17 protein-coding genes and 1 other RNA gene are annotated in these 18,591 nt (G+C 41.1%); 11 read left to right on the top strand and 7 right to left on the bottom strand.

All coding sequences use genetic code 11. The features are described 5' to 3' along the window. Nucleotides 1-51 precede the first annotated feature (51 nt). The 8 genes from rsmI (at nt 52) to EWU21_RS10220 (ending at nt 8,536) form a co-directional block, all read left to right on the top strand. Nucleotides 52-723 carry a 16S rRNA (cytidine(1402)-2'-O)-methyltransferase gene (rsmI, locus tag EWU21_RS10255; RefSeq protein WP_130896868.1) on the top strand — a complete coding sequence of 224 codons (672 nt, stop codon included), beginning with the start codon at nt 52-54 and terminating at the stop codon, nt 721-723. After that, the gene (locus EWU21_RS10250) at nt 724-1,827 is read left to right on the top strand and encodes an Lnb N-terminal periplasmic domain-containing protein (RefSeq protein ID WP_130896867.1); all 1,104 of its coding nucleotides are present in this window, start codon (nt 724-726) and stop codon (nt 1,825-1,827) included. Then, the gene (locus EWU21_RS10245; protein ID WP_130896866.1) at nt 1,828-4,020 is read left to right on the top strand and encodes a carbohydrate binding family 9 domain-containing protein; all 2,193 of its coding nucleotides are present in this window, start codon (nt 1,828-1,830) and stop codon (nt 4,018-4,020) included. Between the two features lies 1 nt (nt 4,021). Next, entirely contained in the window at nt 4,022-5,035 is a 1,014-nt protein-coding gene (locus EWU21_RS10240; protein WP_130896865.1) for a threonine aldolase family protein, read from the top strand. A gap of 39 nt (nt 5,036-5,074) precedes the next feature. Then, nucleotides 5,075-5,389, top strand: a complete 315-nt coding sequence (gene rhaM / locus EWU21_RS10235) for an L-rhamnose mutarotase (protein ID WP_201738106.1) — start codon at nt 5,075-5,077, stop codon at nt 5,387-5,389. Next, nucleotides 5,389-6,480 carry a glycoside hydrolase family 88/105 protein gene (locus EWU21_RS10230; protein WP_130896863.1) on the top strand — a complete coding sequence of 364 codons (1,092 nt, stop codon included), beginning with the start codon at nt 5,389-5,391 and terminating at the stop codon, nt 6,478-6,480. Before rhaM ends, EWU21_RS10230 begins: the two co-directional genes overlap by 1 nt. 61 nt (nt 6,481-6,541) lie before the next feature. Continuing rightward, on the top strand, nt 6,542-7,090 hold the full coding sequence (locus EWU21_RS10225) for a hypothetical protein (protein WP_130896862.1): 549 nt from the start codon (nt 6,542-6,544) through the stop codon (nt 7,088-7,090). Nucleotides 7,091-7,150: 60 nt separating this feature from the next. Further along, nucleotides 7,151-8,536 (top strand): aminopeptidase P family protein, encoded by a 1,386-nt coding sequence (locus EWU21_RS10220; protein ID WP_130896861.1) that lies wholly within the window; start codon nt 7,151-7,153, stop codon nt 8,534-8,536. Nucleotides 8,537-8,590: 54 nt separating this feature from the next. Here the strand turns inward: EWU21_RS10220 and ssrA are convergent. Continuing rightward, nucleotides 8,591-8,959: a transfer-messenger RNA gene (gene ssrA, locus EWU21_RS10215) on the bottom strand. 24 nt (nt 8,960-8,983) lie between these two features. Next, nucleotides 8,984-9,454, bottom strand: a complete 471-nt coding sequence (locus EWU21_RS10210; RefSeq protein WP_130896860.1) for an Lrp/AsnC family transcriptional regulator — start codon at nt 9,452-9,454, stop codon at nt 8,984-8,986. A 205-nt stretch (nt 9,455-9,659) separates the two neighbouring features. On the opposite strand from EWU21_RS10210, the gene ald reads away from it, so the two are divergent. Next, complete coding sequence (gene ald, locus EWU21_RS10205) at nt 9,660-10,745, top strand: alanine dehydrogenase (protein WP_130896859.1); 1,086 nt, start codon at nt 9,660-9,662, stop codon at nt 10,743-10,745. Here the strand turns inward: ald and EWU21_RS10200 are convergent. The 4 genes from EWU21_RS10200 to alaS are packed head-to-tail and all read right to left on the bottom strand — an operon-like array spanning nt 10,740 to nt 16,381. Then, a complete protein-coding gene (locus tag EWU21_RS10200; protein WP_130896858.1) occupies nt 10,740-12,176 on the bottom strand; it encodes an ATP-dependent DNA helicase in 1,437 nt (478 codons plus the stop codon). The two genes, ald and EWU21_RS10200, sit on opposite strands and share 6 nt — an antisense overlap. A gap of 8 nt (nt 12,177-12,184) precedes the next feature. After that, nucleotides 12,185-12,784 carry an aminotransferase class IV gene (locus tag EWU21_RS10195; RefSeq protein WP_130896857.1) on the bottom strand — a complete coding sequence of 200 codons (600 nt, stop codon included), beginning with the start codon at nt 12,782-12,784 and terminating at the stop codon, nt 12,185-12,187. A gap of 1 nt (nt 12,785) precedes the next feature. Beyond that, entirely contained in the window at nt 12,786-13,751 is a 966-nt protein-coding gene (locus EWU21_RS10190) for an aminodeoxychorismate synthase component I (protein WP_130896856.1), read from the bottom strand. Nucleotides 13,752-13,756: 5 nt separating this feature from the next. Next, the gene (gene alaS, locus EWU21_RS10185) at nt 13,757-16,381 is read right to left on the bottom strand and encodes an alanine--tRNA ligase (RefSeq protein ID WP_130896855.1); all 2,625 of its coding nucleotides are present in this window, start codon (nt 16,379-16,381) and stop codon (nt 13,757-13,759) included. Between the two features lie 84 nt (nt 16,382-16,465). Between alaS and EWU21_RS10180 the strand changes: the two genes are divergently transcribed. After that, on the top strand, nt 16,466-16,828 hold the full coding sequence (locus EWU21_RS10180) for a MerR family transcriptional regulator (protein WP_130896854.1): 363 nt from the start codon (nt 16,466-16,468) through the stop codon (nt 16,826-16,828). A 25-nt stretch (nt 16,829-16,853) separates the two neighbouring features. Next, nucleotides 16,854-17,921 carry a DNA-processing protein DprA gene (gene dprA, locus EWU21_RS10175; protein WP_130896853.1) on the top strand — a complete coding sequence of 356 codons (1,068 nt, stop codon included), beginning with the start codon at nt 16,854-16,856 and terminating at the stop codon, nt 17,919-17,921. Here dprA and pyrE read toward each other — a convergent pair whose 3' ends face one another. Then, entirely contained in the window at nt 17,922-18,560 is a 639-nt protein-coding gene (pyrE, locus tag EWU21_RS10170) for an orotate phosphoribosyltransferase (RefSeq protein WP_317127231.1), read from the bottom strand. It lies immediately after the preceding gene. Nucleotides 18,561-18,591 lie beyond the last annotated feature (31 nt).

Raw genomic sequence — 18,591 nt, 5'->3', positions numbered from 1 at the left:
GAAACGAAAGTTTCGCTTTTTTTGTTTCAGGTCATTTAATTAAATTTCGGAATGAAATTATACCTCGTACCTACTCCCATTGGGAATTTAGAAGATATCACGCTGCGTGCCATTCGGGTGCTAGGAGAGGTAGACGGGATTTTAGCGGAGGATACGCGCAATTCAGGTCAATTACTGAAGCATTTAAATATCTCCAAACCTTTGTATTCCCACCACGCCCACAACGAACACACCGGTGTTCCTGGGGTAATCAAGATGCTGAAAGAGGGAAAATCGCTTGCCTTAATTTCGGATGCAGGAACGCCGGGTATCTCTGATCCAGGTTATCTCCTAGTGAAAGCATGTGTTGATAATGGAATCGAAGTGGAATCATTACCCGGTGCAACGGCCTTTGTTCCGGCCTTAGTGAATTCGGGTTTCCCTACGGATCGTTTCGTTTACGAAGGCTTTTTACCTCATAAAAAAGGGCGCCAAACGCGCTGGAAGGCATTAGCCGAAGAAGAAAGAACGATTGTTCTATATGAATCGCCGCATCGTTTAGTGAAAGCCTTAGAACAAATAATCGAATTTATCTCGGCTGATCGATTAGTGATGGTAGGGCGTGAGATAAGTAAGCTTCACGAACAAATGGTGCGAGGAACGGCTACAGAAGTATTAGCCTATTTCACGGCGCATCCAGATAAAGTGCGAGGTGAAATTGTGATTGTTATTGCTGGAAAATAGATGAAAAAGATCCTTTTATTTTTGTTGATTTCTTTGACTGTAAAGGCTCAGTTGAGTTCTAAGGCAGAAGTGGTTTTAGTAACCGTCGCACCAGGAAAGGAATTACATTCGGCATTTGGCCATACAATTCTGTGGGTAAATGATCCGTTGAATGGTATTGATCGGGCCTATAGTTTCGGGACATTCGATTTTAAAACAGAGAATTTTTATTTGAAATTCTTGATGGGCACCCTGCCCTATACCATTTCTGTTCATTCGATGCAGGATGAATTTAATTACAACGCGCAATATGAAAAGCGTGGAATGATTGCCCAAAAGCTTCAGTTAGATTCTCTTCAGAAAAACGCCATTTTTCAAGCATTGGAAACCAATTTATTGCCTGAAAATAGGGAGTATGCCTACAAATTTTTCTATGATAATTGCTCTACGCGGATTCGAGATGTAATCGAGCGGAATGCACCTGGAAAATACCGTTGGATTCAGAATCCATCTTTAGAAGGTAAATCATATCGGGATTGGATGAATAAATACCTTGCGCCTAATTCCTGGGTGACCTTGGGAATGAATTTAGCTTTGGGGATTCCATCTAATGTAAAGGCGACAGCCTCACAGGCGTGTTATTTGCCGGATAATTTGGCTTCAGCTACTAATCTGGCTAAAGGACTTTCAGCTAACCCGGTAACGTTATTTGATGCTGAAGTGTCAGAGGAAGCAGGTTTTGATTTCACTGGACCCTATGTGATTTTAAGTGTGTTAATCGTATTAGTGGGGTTAGCGACCTATAAAAAACGATTTTCATACGCTGCGGACGTGGCTTTATTTAGCATTGTCGGTTTGTTAGCTTGGTTCATTTTCTTTTTAGGAACGGCCACTAATCATGAGGTGATGGCATGGAATCCGGCATCGTTGATGTTGTTTCCATTGAATTTCCCTCTAGTGATTTGGTTTGCAAAAGATCCGTTGAAATGGAAAAAATACCTGCAAATCATCGGTGTTTTGTGTGTGATTGGGCTTATTTGGTCAGGAATACAATTTGCGCCCATGGTCTTAGTTGGATTGCCTATTTTTATACGTGTGTGCTATTTATCCTTCCTCAAAAAATAAATGCGTTATTATCTTTTACTCCTCATCTCCTTTTGTGGCTATTCCCAGGAGGTGTTCAAGCCTTTAGAACAACGGAAAGAAATTCAGCCGTTGAAGATTGAACACGTCTTGAAAGCGGATGGACATTTAGATGAGGCAGAATGGGTAAAGGCTCCTGCGGTGAATGTAGACTTTCAGGTAGAGCCTTTTCAAGGACGTAAGGCCTCTTTCGGTTCGACTGTTAAACTACTATATAATCGGCAATTTTTGTATGTGGCGGCTATATTACAAGATAGTATAGGGAAGAATAGCTACCGAGCCCCTAATTTGAAGCGCGATTATGCTTTTGAAGAAAATGATCTTTTCGGAATTGCCATTGATGGATTTAATGACAAGCGTAATGCGCTCGTATTGCAATCAAACGCCTATGGTGCGCAGCGTGATTTATTATCCTTTGATGATCGAGCTTTTGATATTGATTGGGATGGTTTATACAGAGTAAGAACGCATCGTTCGGATTCTTCTTGGGTAGCAGAATTTGCCATTCCTTGGCAAACCTTGCGTTATCCTAAAACGGATGGGAATAAGCCTCAGGATTGGGGTATAAATTTTTTCCGGGTACGACGATCAAGTAATGAATTATCGGTTTGGTCGCCACATCCCCGGTCGATGAGTCCATTGCGTATGGATTACGCGGGCAAGTTAACTGGGATTATTCCTCCACCACCCACGGCTACGAACATTCGTTTTATTCCCTACCTTTTGCAGGTATCGAAGAATTCGGAAGGCACCGAAATAGGGAATTCTACTACCTCAGACTTTAAAATGGGTGGCGAAATTAAGTGGGCAATCAGTCCTACTTCCGTCATGGATTTTACCTTTAATACAGATTTTGCTCAAGCGGATGTGGATAGGCAAGTAAATAACATCTCTCGTTTTTCAGTCTTCTTCCCGGAGCGTCGTCAATTTTTCTTAGAGAATGCCTCGCTATTTTCAGCTGGGTTAGCCCCTGTTAATGAGGTGGTAGGTGGTTCGATGTACATACAACCCTTCTTTAGTCGGACAATTGGATTAGATCAAAACGTGAATCCCATTGCCATCACGGCTGGAACTCGCTTTGTTTACCGTTCTGAAAAACGCAATTTGGGTGGAATTTATATGCGCCAAGGTGAGGGCGATGGTGATCCATTTACTAATTTTTTGGTGGCACGTTATTCCGAGAATTTTGGCAAGCAAAATAGGGTAGGAGCGATTGTTACCACAAAATCTTCCCCCTCAAACGTCGCTACAACCGGGGCAGTAGATGCCTTTATTCGCTTCAATGATAAATTCTCGTTCAGTGGAATGGGTACTTTGACGCAGGATTCGCGGAATAGTCAACAGGGATTTGCGGAATATGGCCAATTTCTGTACAAAGACAATTTAGTGACCTTATATTGGACGCATACAGTCGTTTCAGATGATTACAATCCTGAAATGGGATTTGTTTCCAGGAAAAATGTTTTATCGAATTCCCAGGGTGTCGATTTTAATGTGCGGGGTAAATGGCTGCCTACATTTATTCGATTTTGGCAACCAGGGGTTTACACCGAAGTATACCACAGCCTAAAGACAGGGAATATCGTGGAACAAAAATTAGTTTCTGGTCCTCTCTGGTTTAATCTGCAGAATGGGGGTATCCTTGGGGGCTATATTGATGCGAGCGTTCAAAACTTGGAAGAGGATTTTAATCCAGTGGGCATTCGCATTAAACCGGGTTCGTATCGTTATTTCAGAAAAGGCTTTTTACTGGCAAGTGATCCTAGCGCGAAATTTTCGGCCTCTACAGAATATGGTTGGGGTGGATTTTTTGATGGATCCCTGCAAAACGTAGATGCTAAATTTCGGGTAGCCCCTATCCCACATTTAAATGTAGGTTTGTCTTGGAACTGGAGCAAATTTGAAGACGTAGGTGTGGCTCGTGAGACGAAAGAAGTCAACTTGTTGATTTTGGAGACACGCATGGCCATCAATCCGCGATTGCAATTAATTGGCTTCTATCAAAAAAATACGACCGATAATTTGAATTCGGTGAATATGCGTTTGGCCTGGGAATACCAGCCTTTATCCTATGTATATCTCGTGTTTAATACCTTGAATTACCAAGGTGTGGATGCTACCCAACAGAAGCAACAGAGTTTTTTAGCTAAATTGTCCTTTCTTAAGCAGTTTTAACATGAAAATTGAATTACGCAGCGACACCTTTACTTTGCCCACCGCTGGAATGCGCGAGGCGATGTTTTCCGCACCTTTAGGGGATGATGTTTTTGGAGAGGATCCCACGGTCAATGCCTTGGAGGAAAAGGTGGCGAAAATATTCCAAAAGGAAGCCGCGCTTTTCTGTGTTTCCGGAACTCAATCAAACCAGATTGCCATTTCAGTTCATGTTTCCAAAGGCCAAGAAGTCATTTGCGACGAACTTTCTCATATTTACTTGTACGAGGGTGGAGGAATTATGGCGAATGCGGGTGCCTCTGTTAAATTATTGAAAGGTGATCTAGGCCGTTTGAATGTAGGTCAAATTAGAGCAGCCATCTCCCCGGATGATATTCATGCCTGTGAAAGTCGTTTAGTCAGTTTAGAAAATACGGTTAATAAAGGCGGAGGGAGTATTTATACCTCTGAAGCCTTACAGGAAATCTCTGATTTTTGTCGCTCTATTGATGTTCCTTTGCACTTGGATGGAGCACGCATTTTCAATGCCATCGTCGAAACGGGTCAAACTCCTGCCCAATTTGGCAACTGGTTTGATACGATCTCCATCTGTTTGTCTAAAGGTTTAGGAGCTCCCATCGGTTCCATTCTTGTCGGTTCTACAGACTTTATCAAGAAGGCGAGACGGGTGAGAAAACGTCTTGGTGGCGGATGGAGACAAGCGGGATTGTTAGCTGCCGCTGGAATTTACGCTTTAGATCATCAAGTAGAACGTTTGAAAGAAGATCATGCACGCGCAAGAGTTATTGCTTCTGTTTGTGAGAAACTTCCTTGGGTAAAATCCATCCTCCCTGTAGCTACGAATATTGTTATTGTAGAATTACCTGTTGGGATGTCTTCTGTTGATAAAGTGGCTGAATTAAAGGAGAAAGGGATTTATTGTTCACCATTCGGTCCCACTTATGTGCGCTTTGTGACGCATTTAGGTTTTGATGACGCGGCGCTGCAGGCATTTACAGAACGTATTTCTGAGTAAAATTAGCGTGATTAAGCCTTCAATAAGAAATTTATTCTTATGCAGCGAAAGGCGTTTAAAATGTATTTGTTGCCGGGTCATTCGGCGGAATACAAAAAAAGACATGATGAAATATGGCCTGATTTAGGCGATTTATTACATCAGGTGGGTATTCAAAACTATTCCATCTTCTTGGATGAAAGTACTCGAATGCTTTTTGGTTATTTAGAAGCCCCAGATTTGTCGACACTTCATTCTCTTCCTGCGCAGGAAGTAATGAAAAAATGGTGGGCTTATATGGCTGATATTATGGAGACAAATTCAGATCATTCACCCGTTTCCATTGATTTAACACCTGTCTTTTATTTCGCCTGATGAAAAAAATACTTTTTCTCTTATTACCATTCAGTGTATTCGCCGCAAAGCCAGATCGTACTCAGGTCTTGCAACAGATGCATCTAGCTAAATCTTATTTCCAAAGTGTATGGCCAGATGTTACGAAAGTAATTGTAAGTCCTGATAGGACGCGCCCCTCTAATATTTGGACGCGTGCCGTTTTTTATGAGGGCTTGATGGAATTGTACAAATTGGATCCTAAAGCCTCTGATTTGAAGTATATGGAAGACTGGGGCGAATTTCATCGCTGGTCTTTGCGCAATGGCTTGAAGACGAGAAATGCGGATGATCAAGCCTGCGGGCAGGTGTATTTGGACTTATTCGACTTGAAAGCTGATTCAGCTCGCATTAAACCTATTAAGGAAAATATTGACAACATGGTCGCCACAGAAAAGGCCAATGATTGGTCCTGGATTGATTGCCTTCAAATGAGTATGCCAGTGTACACCCGTTTAGGCGTTCGTTTTAAAGAGGACAAGTATTTTACTAAAATGCACGATTTGTATGCTGACACGAAAGCTAAGCTGTATAATCAGCAGGAGCATTTGTGGTGGAGAGACAAAGACTTTATTCCGCCTTATAAAGAGCCCAATGGCACGAATTGCTATTGGTCTAGAGGTAATGGGTGGGTTTTTGCGGCCTTAGCGAGAACGTTGGATTTAATGCCTGCCAATGCACCTCACAGAGCAGAATACGTGAAAGATTTTCAAGACTTAGCTGCTGCTTTATTGCCATTTCAACGTAAAGATGGCTTTTACAATGTGAGTTTGACGGATGAATCCAATTTTGGTGGTCCTGAATTAACAGGGACGTCCTTGTTTGTCTATGGGATGGCCTGGGGAATTCGCTCAGGATTATTGCCCGCATCAAAATACCAGAAATCAGTTGATAAGGGTTGGAAAGCCATTGATTCCTGTGTTCAGCCGAATGGTTTTTTAGCCTATGTGCAGGGAACCGGAAAAGAACCTAAAGATGGTCAACCTGTGACGAAGGCATCCGTTCCTAACTTTGAGGATTTTGGGGCAGGCTGTTATTTATTAGCTGGTTCAGAAATTTTAAAAAGCAAATAGTATATTTTTGATAGGTTTTTTCATTTTATTCTTAATTTAGCCGTTCAATCAATAGAATAAAATGAAAAAAGTCATTATTGGTTCCTTAGTGGGCGGTCTGATCATCTTTATTTGGCAGACAATGTCTCATGTAGCCTTGAATTTACATGAGCCTGTTCAGCAGTATACCGCAAAACAAGATACGATTCTACATTTCTTGAATAAACAGGAATTAGCACCCGGAGGGTATATTTTGCCTCGCATGAGTCATAATCAATCGATGGAGGAATTAGAAGGTTTTACTAAATCAATTGCTGGAAAACCTTGGGCCCGTGTTATTTATTATCCATCGTACAAAACGGATATGACCATGAATATGATTCGCGGTTTTGCCGTGGATATTTTGATTGTTTTTTTACTGGTTTGGATTATTTCAAAATTGAAGATTCCGCGTCGTTCTACGATCGTGGGAGTGTCGATTGCGATCGGTTTGATGGCCTTTTGTAATACTTCTTACACGGAGCACATTTGGTACCCGGTATATGATTTACGCGCTCAATTGATTGATGCGGTAGTCGCTTGGGGACTTTGTGGTTTTTGGCTGAGTCGTTATTTTGGCCAAAAAAATTAATTCCAAGGATCCATCTGGAGCCTTTTTTCTTATCTTGCTAATTCAAATTTCTATTATTCAATGAAAATCAAACACCTCATCATCGGATTGCTATCGACATTGTCTTTGTCATCAGCCATCGCTCAAGATTATCCAACGGATTATTTAAGTCCAGAATTTCACGCGGGTCGCCGTGCTGCCTTTAAAGAGAAAATGTCTGACAAAGGCGTGGGTATCTTTTTCGCATCTCAAACACGTCAGCGTAGTAATGACACGGAGTTTCAATATGCACAAAACAAGAATTTTTATTATTTGACCGGATTAGAAGAGCCTAATGCTGTTTTATTATTGTTCAAGCAACCTGTGACCTTGTTAGGAAAGACAGGAACTGAATTTATTTTTGTCCAAAACCGAGACCCTTTCAAAGAATTATGGACGGGCAAAATTTTAGGTGTGGATGGTTTCAAGGCGAAAAGTAAAATGGAAAATGTGTTCATTAATGATCAATTTACTAGTTCATCGATCTCTTTGGCAGCTGTTGATTCGGTTTATACTTTGTACCGTACGGAGGGTATCTTCGCTAAATACAAGTCAAAAGAAGATCCTTTATCTCGAATGGCATCGCTAGTGGATAGTTTAGTGATTTCGAACGCTAAGCCTTTGGCCTCTAGATCTACTTTAAATACGTTAAGAACTTTACGTGGCATTAAGTTGCCTGAAGAAATCGCTTTAATTCAAAAAGCAGCCTCTATCAGTGTTTTAGGTCATAATGACGTCATGCGTGCGGTAAAGCCGGGGATGAAGGAATACCAAGCTCAAGCAATCATGGAATACCATTTCAAAAAGGAGGGTTCTGAATACCCGGGTTATAATAGTATTAATGGGGCGGCTGAAAATGCATGTGTGTTACATTACATCACTAATTTGAAGACAATTAAGGAGGGTGAATTACTATTAAGTGATTGCGCCGCAGAATACCACGGTTATTCTGCAGACGTAACCAGAACGGTTCCTGCGAATGGAAAGTTTACAGAGGTTCAAAAAGCGCTATATGAAATTGTTTTAGCGGCACAAGATGCTGGAATTGCAGCATGTAAAGCGGGAGCTCCTTTTAGTGATATCGACGCTGCTTCTCGTGCTGTGGTGAATGCAGGTTTAATTAAATTAGGGATAGCTGCAAATGAGAAAGAAGCACGTACCTATTTCCCCCACGGAACTTCTCACCATTTAGGTTTGGATGTACATGATTTAGGACCTCGCGTTTTAGCAGCAGGTGTGGTGGTAACGGTGGAACCAGGTATCTACATTCCAGCTGGAAGTAAGTGCGATAAGAAATGGTGGAATATTGGTATTCGTATCGAAGATGATATCTTAATCACTGAAAAAGGAAATGTAAACCTTTCGGAAGGTTCTCCTCGTACCGTAGCTGAAATCGAAAAGATGGCTGCTCAGAAGAGTATGTTTTAGTCTATCGTAGATAAATTAAAAAAAGCCCCTAAAACTAGGGGCTTTTTTAGTATCTGGTGGAATCGGAGGGACTCGAACCCTCGTCCAAACCTAGAGAACTGCTGCTTTCTACACGTTTAGATTTGATTCATTTTCGATGTTAGATAGGTTCAAATCAGACCTTACCTAACACTTATCCTCTGGATACTACTGATTCATTAGAGAAATCAAAATCAGCGACTCTGCATGTCGACGCTCAGAATCCCCCATCGGCAGAGTTTGGACAGGGCTGAACGATGGCAATTGGTTAGTCTATCAGACTAAGCAGCCATGGCATACGAAGTATTGCCAGCTATAATTCGAAGGTTTTTTTAACAGGAAATGCCTACAACTCCCGACGTGCTTACAACCGGACTACATAAGCTGTCAAAACCGGTCGATCCCAAATAGAAATACAAAGATACAAAATTACACGGGCAATGCAGTCGTCTGCTTGATTTCATCCATCACAAACAAGGTGCTAATGTGTGCGACAGACGGCAAAACCGCTAGTTTTTCTTGGTAAAATTGATTGTAACTTTCTACATCCGCACTCACAACATTTAAATAGTAGTCAAAGTTCCCTGAAACTAAATGGCATGATGTTACTTCTGGGAAGTTTAAAATAGCAGACTCGAATTCCCGAAAGTTCTTTCTGTTTTGCTTCTCTAATGTAACCTGACAGTGGACTAATAGGCCTAGGTTAAGTTTTTTTCGATTTAGAAGGGCCACATAGCCCTGAATATAACCATCCGATTCCATTCGTTTGATTCGATCGTGGGTAGGGCTTAGGGATAAGTTGACCTGCTCTGATATTTCTTTGAGTGTTTTTTGACTATCGGTTTGAATGATTTGTAAAATCTTATGATCCAATTCATCCAGATTAGTGTTTTTTGCCATAAAGTTTTCGGTTTTTCTATCTAATGGAGTCTTGTTTTCTGAATTTTTTCTGAGAAATAGTATAATCAAAGTAAATATTACTTATTATATGGTATAATGCAAGATATTTTATTGCCTTACTTATATTTGTAGTGTATTATACTTCATCAAAGGTAAAGGCCAGCGGATTTTTTTCGGTGGCCTTTCTTTTTTAAATCAACAGATTATGATCATTGGCGTTCCTAAAGAAATTAAAATTCAAGAGTTTCGGGTAGGCTTAACTCCAGCTGGAGTTCAAGGTTTAACGGCCGCTGGACACTCGGTATATGTGCAGACTGCAGCAGGAGAGGGTTCCGGTCTTTCTGATGCGCAATACATCGCTGCAGGGGCAAAAGTGTTAGCTACAGCCGCTGAAGTGTATGCTATAGCGGACATGATTGTGAAGGTAAAAGAACCTTTAGCAGCAGAATTTCCCTTGATTAAGAAGAATCAAATTTTATTTACCTATTTCCATTTTGCTGCGTCACGCGAATTAACCGAAGCAATGATTGCTTCCGGGGCGGTTTGTATAGCGTATGAGACGGTGGAATTAGCTGATCATAGCTTGCCTCTCTTGACTCCCATGTCTGAGGTGGCCGGCCGAATGGCGATTCAAGTAGGAGCTTTCTATTTAGGCAAGCCTCAAGGGGGTAAAGGAAAATTACTAGGAGGTGTTCCAGGTGTAAAGCCAGCGAATGTGTTAGTGCTGGGTGGAGGTGTAGTAGGAACGCAAGCAGCGAAAATGGCCGCTGGATTGGGTGCTAATGTGACGATTATGGATACAAATTTAGCGCGTCTTCGTTATTTGGATGAAGTGATGCCCGCTAATGTGGCAACACAATTTTCTACTTCTTATGCGATTCAAGAAGCCTTGCCAACAGTTGATTTAGTAGTAGGTGCGGTGTTATTGCATGGTGCCAAAGCCCCTCATCTAATCAAGCGCGATGACTTAAAGAAAATGACTCCAGGTACGGTCCTTGTAGATGTTGCGGTGGATCAAGGTGGATGTATTGAAACCTGTAAGCCTACCACACACGAGAATCCGATTTATGAAATAGACGGAATTGTTCATTATTGCGTGGCTAATATGCCAGGAGCTGTACCTATGACATCTACCTTAGCCTTAACGCAAGCGACCTTGCCTTATGTACACCTGATTGCAAATTTGGGCTGGACTGAAGCTTGTATTCAAAACGAAGCTTTAAATAAAGGATTGACAATCTATGATGGTAAGCTGTTTCATGCTGGGGTAGCTGCCACCTTTAATTTATAAAGGAAAGAACCGTTCGTGAAAATTGACCAAGAATATCTCGTGTGTGGCTCTGGTGATAGCCGTATAGAGCCAACGCAGGTATTCTGGGTCGATTTGTTCTTCTTTTAAGTAACCTTGATCTACAAATACGGCCGACCATTGACCCCCTTGTGATTTGTGAACGGTCAAAGCGTAGGCAAATTTCACCTGCAAGGCATTCAAATAAGGGTCTTTTCGAATAGCCTCCGTCCGTTCCTTTTTCTTGGGAATATGAGCATAATCTTCACATACCGAATCATACAGCTTTTTATTAGCCTCTCTACCTAAGGCAGATTCCGTGGAATGCAAGGTTTCTAACAAGATTTTAGCCTCAATGGGCGGATGGTCTTCGTAATCGCAAAGTCGCAAGGAAACATCAAGGAAACGCTGACCATGCATTTCTTCCTCCCGTTTGATTTTCATAATCTCCACAAAATCTCCGTTTGCTAAAAATCCAGCTGGAGAATCCTCTTCTAACCAATGGTAATTATTACGAACGATCATTAATAAATCCCCACTCGAAATTTCATCTTCTTGATATAATATCGTTCTTCGGACGAATTCATTCAGCTGAACGGCGCTCTTGTTTGATCGGGTAAGTAAAATTGTTTCTTCTTTCCCAAACTTCTTATAGGCATAATGCATCCCATCTTCCATCTTTTCTCCAGTCATTCGGAAGATGTCTTTGAATGACTTCGTATTAAATTGGATGGTTGTTGAATTCGCTAAAAGTAATTGCCTTAAGGCAGTTGCATTGTATAATATACCCGAATCAATATCTTGGCGCATGACATCGATTAATTCGTGGTCAAGTACCTCCATGTGGAACTCGGAGGAGATGTAATCTCGCGAAAGGGCAGGAGATAGGCTCTTTCCTACGGGTGGCAACTGTGCTGTATCTCCTACGAAGATTAATTTATTGCCCGTATGTCCATTTTCTGGATTCGTAAATACGTATTCGATTAAATCGGTTAGTAAGCTATTTGTTCCAAAATCCGATTCATCTGTGATCATTGACGCCTCATCCACAATAAAGACTGTGTTAGTGGCATAATTATTCATTCGCTGAAAACTCAGTGCCCCGGAATGAGGATTGCTTACTTGGCGATAGATCTTTTTGTGAATGGTGCTCGCTTTTTTCTTGGCATAATTAGCCATTACCTTAGCAGCACGACCCGTAGGGGCCATTAATTGAGTTTTATAGCCAAAGGCAGGCAAGATCTTGATTAAGGTCGAAATAACGGTTGTCTTTCCCGTACCGGCATACCCTTTGATAATAAAAGTAAGCGGAGCCCACTCATCTTTGTTAAGTACAAAAGCACTTAATTTTTGAAACAGGGACGCCTGTGAGGGCGTAGGTTCAAAAGGGAACTTTTGGTGCAATAAAAAACTGGGACTTTTATCCGTGGACATACTTCAATTTACAAAATAGAATCGGCTACCGAAAGGGAATTTTCCATCGTTAATGGTCGAAATACGTTAATTAGGCAAATTCTTTCATAAGTGGCTAATTCTTCCACTAAAATATCAGTTTCTTCTATCTCTTCTTCGATAATTAAACGAGCCCTGGTTGTTCCCCAATGCAAAGGATCTTCTGGTGTATACCAAATTCCCTCTTTCAAAAAGGCTAAATTGGCCATACTGCAATCTTGCACCTTTCCGTCCTTGACGAAAATTACTTCATCCGCTTCAGGATGAGCCTCTAAAAAGGTTTGGAAAAAACCTCTCTCACTCCATTTAAAGCCGTAATCAATTTCTCCTGTGTCCACTAAGGCAAAGCGTTTGATTTCCTTTTTCGTGTAGGGCAAGATTTCAATCGTTTCCGGATCTTCTTGATACGTAATTCGCAATCGATGGGTTCCTTCTACGGGTAAAATCTGTTCTGCGACAAGCTCCTCCACATCGAACGGTTCCCATTCCGGAAAAAATTGTTCGAAAGTCTCATTTACCCGCATTTGGTGGAAATCAAGGTGTTGCGCTTTTCCGTCTTGTATACAAATGGTTTCTAGGAAGGAGAACATATTAGAAGGGGAGATATACTTTTTGGATTAATTCGTCGTACTCTTTTTTGACATCTGAAAATACGGTGATGCCGCCGCCACTTTTGAAAACGAGACCATCGGATTGATTTTCGATAAATCGAATCATCACGCCGGAATTGAACGATTGACCATCAAATTTACCCATAATTCCAGTATAAAAACCGCGTTCATACTGTTCGGCCTCCTGAATGATGTGCATGGTAGCCTTTTTGGGTGCACCCGTAATCGATCCTGCAGGCAGTAATTCTAACAAAATTGAACCGTATTTGCCTTGTAGTTCAGGTACTAATTCCCCACTTATTTTTGATGACATCTGCCAAAGTTCACCATTATTCGTTTTCACCCGATCAATGTATTGGTATTTTTCTACTCGAATAGGAAAAGCCACTTTACTTAAGTCATTCCGGATTAAATCTACGACGGTGGCGTGTTCAGCCTTTTCTTTGGGATCCATCTGGAGTTGACTTGCGGATGTATTTTCGGTTACCTCTAAAGTTCCTTTCATGGGATATGAGGAGATTGTGTTCTCCTGAATTCGGACAAAGGTTTCGGGTGAAAAGGAGGTAAATTGATCTCGTACTAAAATTTTATAGGGTGCCTCAGCTCTTTGAAAGATTTCAGAGAGGCTTAAGGAGGTGGTAATGGGTGTCTCTGCTGTTAAATTCAAGAGAAACGAATCACCTCTTTTCAAACCAGCCTGAACCTGATTAAATTTGGCCGAATAGGATTCGAAGGAAAGTGGACTTTTAGTAAAAGCAACTGTTTCAGATGTTAATCCCGTGGCATCAAATTCAAATAATATTCCTAAGTCTTTCGCCTCTTCTTCAGATCCTGCCCAAGCATTTTCTAGCGTATAATCAACTAAAAAGACAAAAGGAATCCCCTTTTTACCCCAAAGGTCCAATTGTTTGGCTACCTGTGCAAAGGGCAAAAAGGGGATTTTCATAGAATTTAGGCTATATAGGATGGCGCTAAACTCAATAATTTCGCAATACCTGCTGGATTTTGACCACCTGCCGTAGCTAAGAAGGGTTGTCCACCTCCACCGCCTTGTACTTCTTTCGCTAATTCACGAATGATTTTGCCGGCATCTAATCCTTTGCTATCTACTAAGCCTTTCGAAATGGAGATGGCTAAACTAGCTTTCCCTTCTATTTCAGCGGCTAAAAGCACGAATAAGTTCTCTTGATTCTCTTGTAAATCGAATGCAAGATTCTTTAAGGCATCTGCCGTAGGAGCAGAGACTTGTTTAATAATCGAGTTAACAGGTCCAGCCACGATTTCTTTTACTAGACTATTCTTTAATCCAGAGATTTCTTTCTGTTGGTAGGCTGCAACCGTTTTTTGTAGGGCTGAGTTGCTCTCAATTAAGGTAGCCACCGCCTTAACCAAATCTTTCGGCGCTTTCAATAAGTCATTGATTTCACTTAATACGACTTCTTGTTCGCTTAATAATTCATAGGCCTTTTGAGAAGTAATGGCTTCTATTCTGCGTACACCTGTAGCAACAGAACTCTCAGAAGTAATTTTAAATAAGCCGATTTCACTTGTAGACGGAACGTGTGTTCCTCCACAAAGCTCAACCGAGAAGTTCTTGTCAAAAGTAATCACACGCACAAAATCACCATATTTCTCGCCAAATAAGGCCATAGCCCCTTTGTCTTTCGCTTCTGCAATTGGAACGTTTCGTTCTTCTAACAAAGGAATGTTCTCTGCGATTTTGGTATTCACAATCCGCTCGATTTGCTTAATCTCTTCATCCGTTACTTTTTGGAAGTGAGAGAAGTCAAATCGTAATAAATCCTCGTTTACTAAGCTACCTTTTTGTGCCACGTGCTTACCTAATACTTCTTGTAAAGCCGCTTGCATCAAGTGTGTAGAACTGTGGTGATGCGTAATCGCACGACGACGCAAGGTCGAAATGCTCGCCTTCACTGGCTCCCCCGCTACTGTCTCAATACGCACATCAGATAGGATATGAACGATTAAATCGTTCTCTTTTTTCGTGTCGATGACAGGAAGAGAAACACCTGATGTAACGAAAACTAAAACTCCGGTATCGCCCACTTGTCCACCCGATTCAGCATAAAAAGGCGTCGTTTCTAAAACCACTTTGTATTGAACACCCGCCTTATTTTGAATCTTTTGGTATTTTAAAACTTGGGTATCCGTCTCGTTTGAATCGTATCCGATGAAGCTAACTTCATCACCCTCGTTTACGATGACCCAATCCTCTGCACTAGCGCCTGCATCTTTGCGTGAACGCTCTTTTTGAGCTTTTAATGCAGCGTTAAATCCAGGTTCATCGATATCCAAACCTTTCTCGCGAGCAATTAAAGCCGTTAAGTCGACCGGGAAACCGTAGGTGTCATTTAATTCAAACACCTCATCTCCGGATAAGATTTTACCTGAGCAATCTTCCATTAATTTATCTAAACGAACTAATCCGGAAGACAAAGTACGTAGAAAGGATACTTCCTCTTCGTATATCACTTTAGCTACGAAAGCTTCTTGTGAGATTAATTCATCAAATACGCCTTTGAATTGTTGAGCTAATCCAGGGATTAATAAGTGCAAGAAAGGCTCTTTGAAGTCCAAATAGGTATAGCCATAACGCACCGCACGACGTAAAATACGACGGATGACATAGCCTGCTTTATTGTTAGAAGGCAATTGTCCATCAGCAATCGTAAAGGCGATGGCACGAATATGGTCAGCAATAACGCGCATCGCGATGTCAGCCCATTTTTCGTCTCCGTATTTCTTGCCACTTTTCGCAGCGATATATTGAATTGTGCCTTGAAAAACATCCGTATCGTAATTCGATTGCTTTCCTTGAATCGCCATACAAAGACGCTCAAAGCCCATTCCTGTATCTACGTGTTTGTTCGGAAGCGGTACTAAAGACCCATCTGCCATACGTTCAAACTGCATAAATACGTTATTCCAAATCTCAACTACTTGCGGGTGATCTGCATTCACTAGGCTTTTGCCCGGAATCGTATCTACTTCGTCTTGATTTCTAAGGTCAATGTGGATTTCTGAACAAGGTCCGCAAGGTCCTGTTTCACCCATTTCCCAGAAATTATCTTTTTTATTACCATAAATAATGCGATCCTCGCCCACAATGGCCTTCCAAATATCGAATGCCTCTTGATCAAACGGAACACCATCTTTTTTATCTCCTTCGAAAACCGATACATAGATGCGGTCTTTCGGTAATTTAAATACCTCTGTTAATAATTCCCATGACCAGGTAAGTGCCTCTTGTTTAAAGTAATCGCCAAAAGACCAATTACCTAACATCTCAAACATCGTGTGGTGGTAGGTATCAAAACCCACATCCTCTAAGTCATTGTGCTTCCCTGACACACGAAGGCATTTTTGTGTATCCGCGATTCTTTTTGAGGGCGGAGTTCCGTTGCCTAAAAAGAAATCTTTGAATTGCGCCATACCCGAGTTGTTGAACAAAAGGGTAGGGTCATTTTTTGCCACTAAAGGAGCAGAAGGAACAATTAAATGGCCTTTAGATTGAAAGAAATCCAAAAATTGTTGACGTATCTGAGAAGAGGTCATGCGTTTTATTGTAAAATGAAGGGAACCTTTGTATTTTTACTAAAGGAGTCCTGATAAATGGAATCACAAAATTAAGTCTATTTTTTGAAGAAGCCCATTTTGGGTTTAAAATTATTGATGGAATTAAGCAAGCAATATTATTCAATTTCGGAGGTAGCGGCCATTTTTAAGGTGAACACCTCTAAGATTCGCTATTGGGAGACTCAATTTCCTCATTTATCTCCCAAGCGTGCAGGTTCTGGTATCCGTAAATATACCCCTGCAGATATTGAAAAAATCAAGGTTTTGGTTAGTTTAATCGATGAAAGAGGCTTGACTATTGAAGGAGCCAAGCAAGCTTTGAATTTCAAAGGCAAAGAAAAAAATCCGAATCAAAACATCATTAATCAACTAACTGATATTCGTGATTTTTTACAAGGGATGAAGGCTGATTTAGACATGGAATAAGCGTAGGTTTCGGAAAATTACTCCGATGAAAACCACTTATTCGCTAGCCGTCTATCAAATTGCCTTAACCTATTTGCCTAAAGTGGGTCCTGTTAAAGGAAAAGAACTCGTTTCTCTCTATCCTCAATTAGCTGATATTTTTCGATTAGCAACGTATCTACCTTTTGCTGCTGATGCTTTACGTGAAGCGGAAAAGACGGTCCAAATTTGCGCAGAAGATCAAATTCAAATTCTGTATTTCCAAGATCTAGAATATCCCCAACGGATTAAAGATCTTTACGATGCCCCTTTAATACTGTTTAAAAAAGGGAAGGCTGACTTGAATGCCCATCGAATTGTAGCTGTAGTGGGTACACGACATGCGAGTGACGTGGGGAAGAAGGTGACAGAAGAACTAGTTCAATCTGCCATCAAAGATGAAGTTATTTTAGTCAGTGGTTTTGCAAGAGGAATTGATATAGCCTTGCACAAAGCCTGTCTTAAATATAATGTTCCTACCATTGCTGTTCTTGCTGGCGGATTTCGTCATCTCTATCCACAGGAGAATGCGGTGTATGTGGAGCAGATTTTAGCTACCGGTGCTTTGCTGTCTGAATATGCTCCTCATGTACCGCCTGCTGCCTTTTATTTTCCTGTTCGAAATCGCATAATTGCTGGACTTGCTGATGCTACCGTGATTGTAGAAGCAGCAGAAAAAGGAGGTGCCTTAATTACCGCCGATTATGCACTTAATTACGATCGGACTGTTTTTGCGGTTCCTGGTAGCTTAAATAGACCTTTCTCAAAAGGCTGTAATTTATTGATCAGAAATAATAAAGCAACGATTTATACTTCTTGGGATGACTTTATGATGGAATTGAATTGGGAGCAAGCAAAAGATCGATTAGTTCTGCACCCTGATCTTCATCAAAAACTTTTCACCTTACATGAAACCACAGTCATTTCCCTGTTGCATAGAGAAGGCCAGTTATCCTTTAATGAGCTTTTGTATCGTTCAGAAATTAGCCAAGACGATCTTTCTCTTATTCTATTAAATCTAGAGTTAAAAGGGATGTTGCGGTCGACTGATGGGGACGCCTTTATGCTGACCTGATTATTTCTTCCAAGTGCTAGGAGAGACTCTCCAGTCTTGCAAAGTCATTAATTGGGTCTCAGTCACATAATTTAATTTGACAGCCTCCTCAATTAAGGCATTGTAATCGCTTAGGGTATACAATGGAATTTGGTGGTTTTTGAAATTATCGGCCGCTATTTCGAAACCATAGGTGAAGATAGCTACCATGCCTAACACTTCTACACCCGCCTCTTTCAAGGCATCTGCCGCTTTAAGAGAACTTCCACCTGTGGAAATGAGGTCTTCGATGAGAACAACTTTTTGACCTTTTTCGATTTTTCCCTCGATTTGATTTCCCATTCCATGTTTCTTAGGTTCAGGACGCACATAACAGAAGGGTAAATCTAAATAATCGGCTACTAAAGCTCCTTGTGCAATACCGGCTGTTGCTACACCAGCGATAATAGTTGCTTCCGGGAAATAGGCTTTTACGGCAGCAGATAAGCAATTTTTGATATAGGTACGAACCTCTGGAAAAGATAAAGAAACGCGGTTATCACAATAAATAGGAGAATTCCAGCCAGAAGCCCAAGTAAAAGGTTGATCCGGACGTAATTGAATAGCTTGGATCTTTAATAGGTGTTGGGCAACTTCTTGAGGAATTGTCAAATTTTGCATAAGGGTCGTTTCTGAATTTATATTTACAAAA

This window comes from Aquirufa antheringensis, assembly GCF_004307425.1.
In the GTDB taxonomy this organism is placed as follows: domain Bacteria; phylum Bacteroidota; class Bacteroidia; order Cytophagales; family Spirosomataceae; genus Aquirufa; species Aquirufa antheringensis.
Note: the sequence above shows the minus strand (reverse complement) of the source record. Positions and strands in the feature narration are given on the sequence as shown.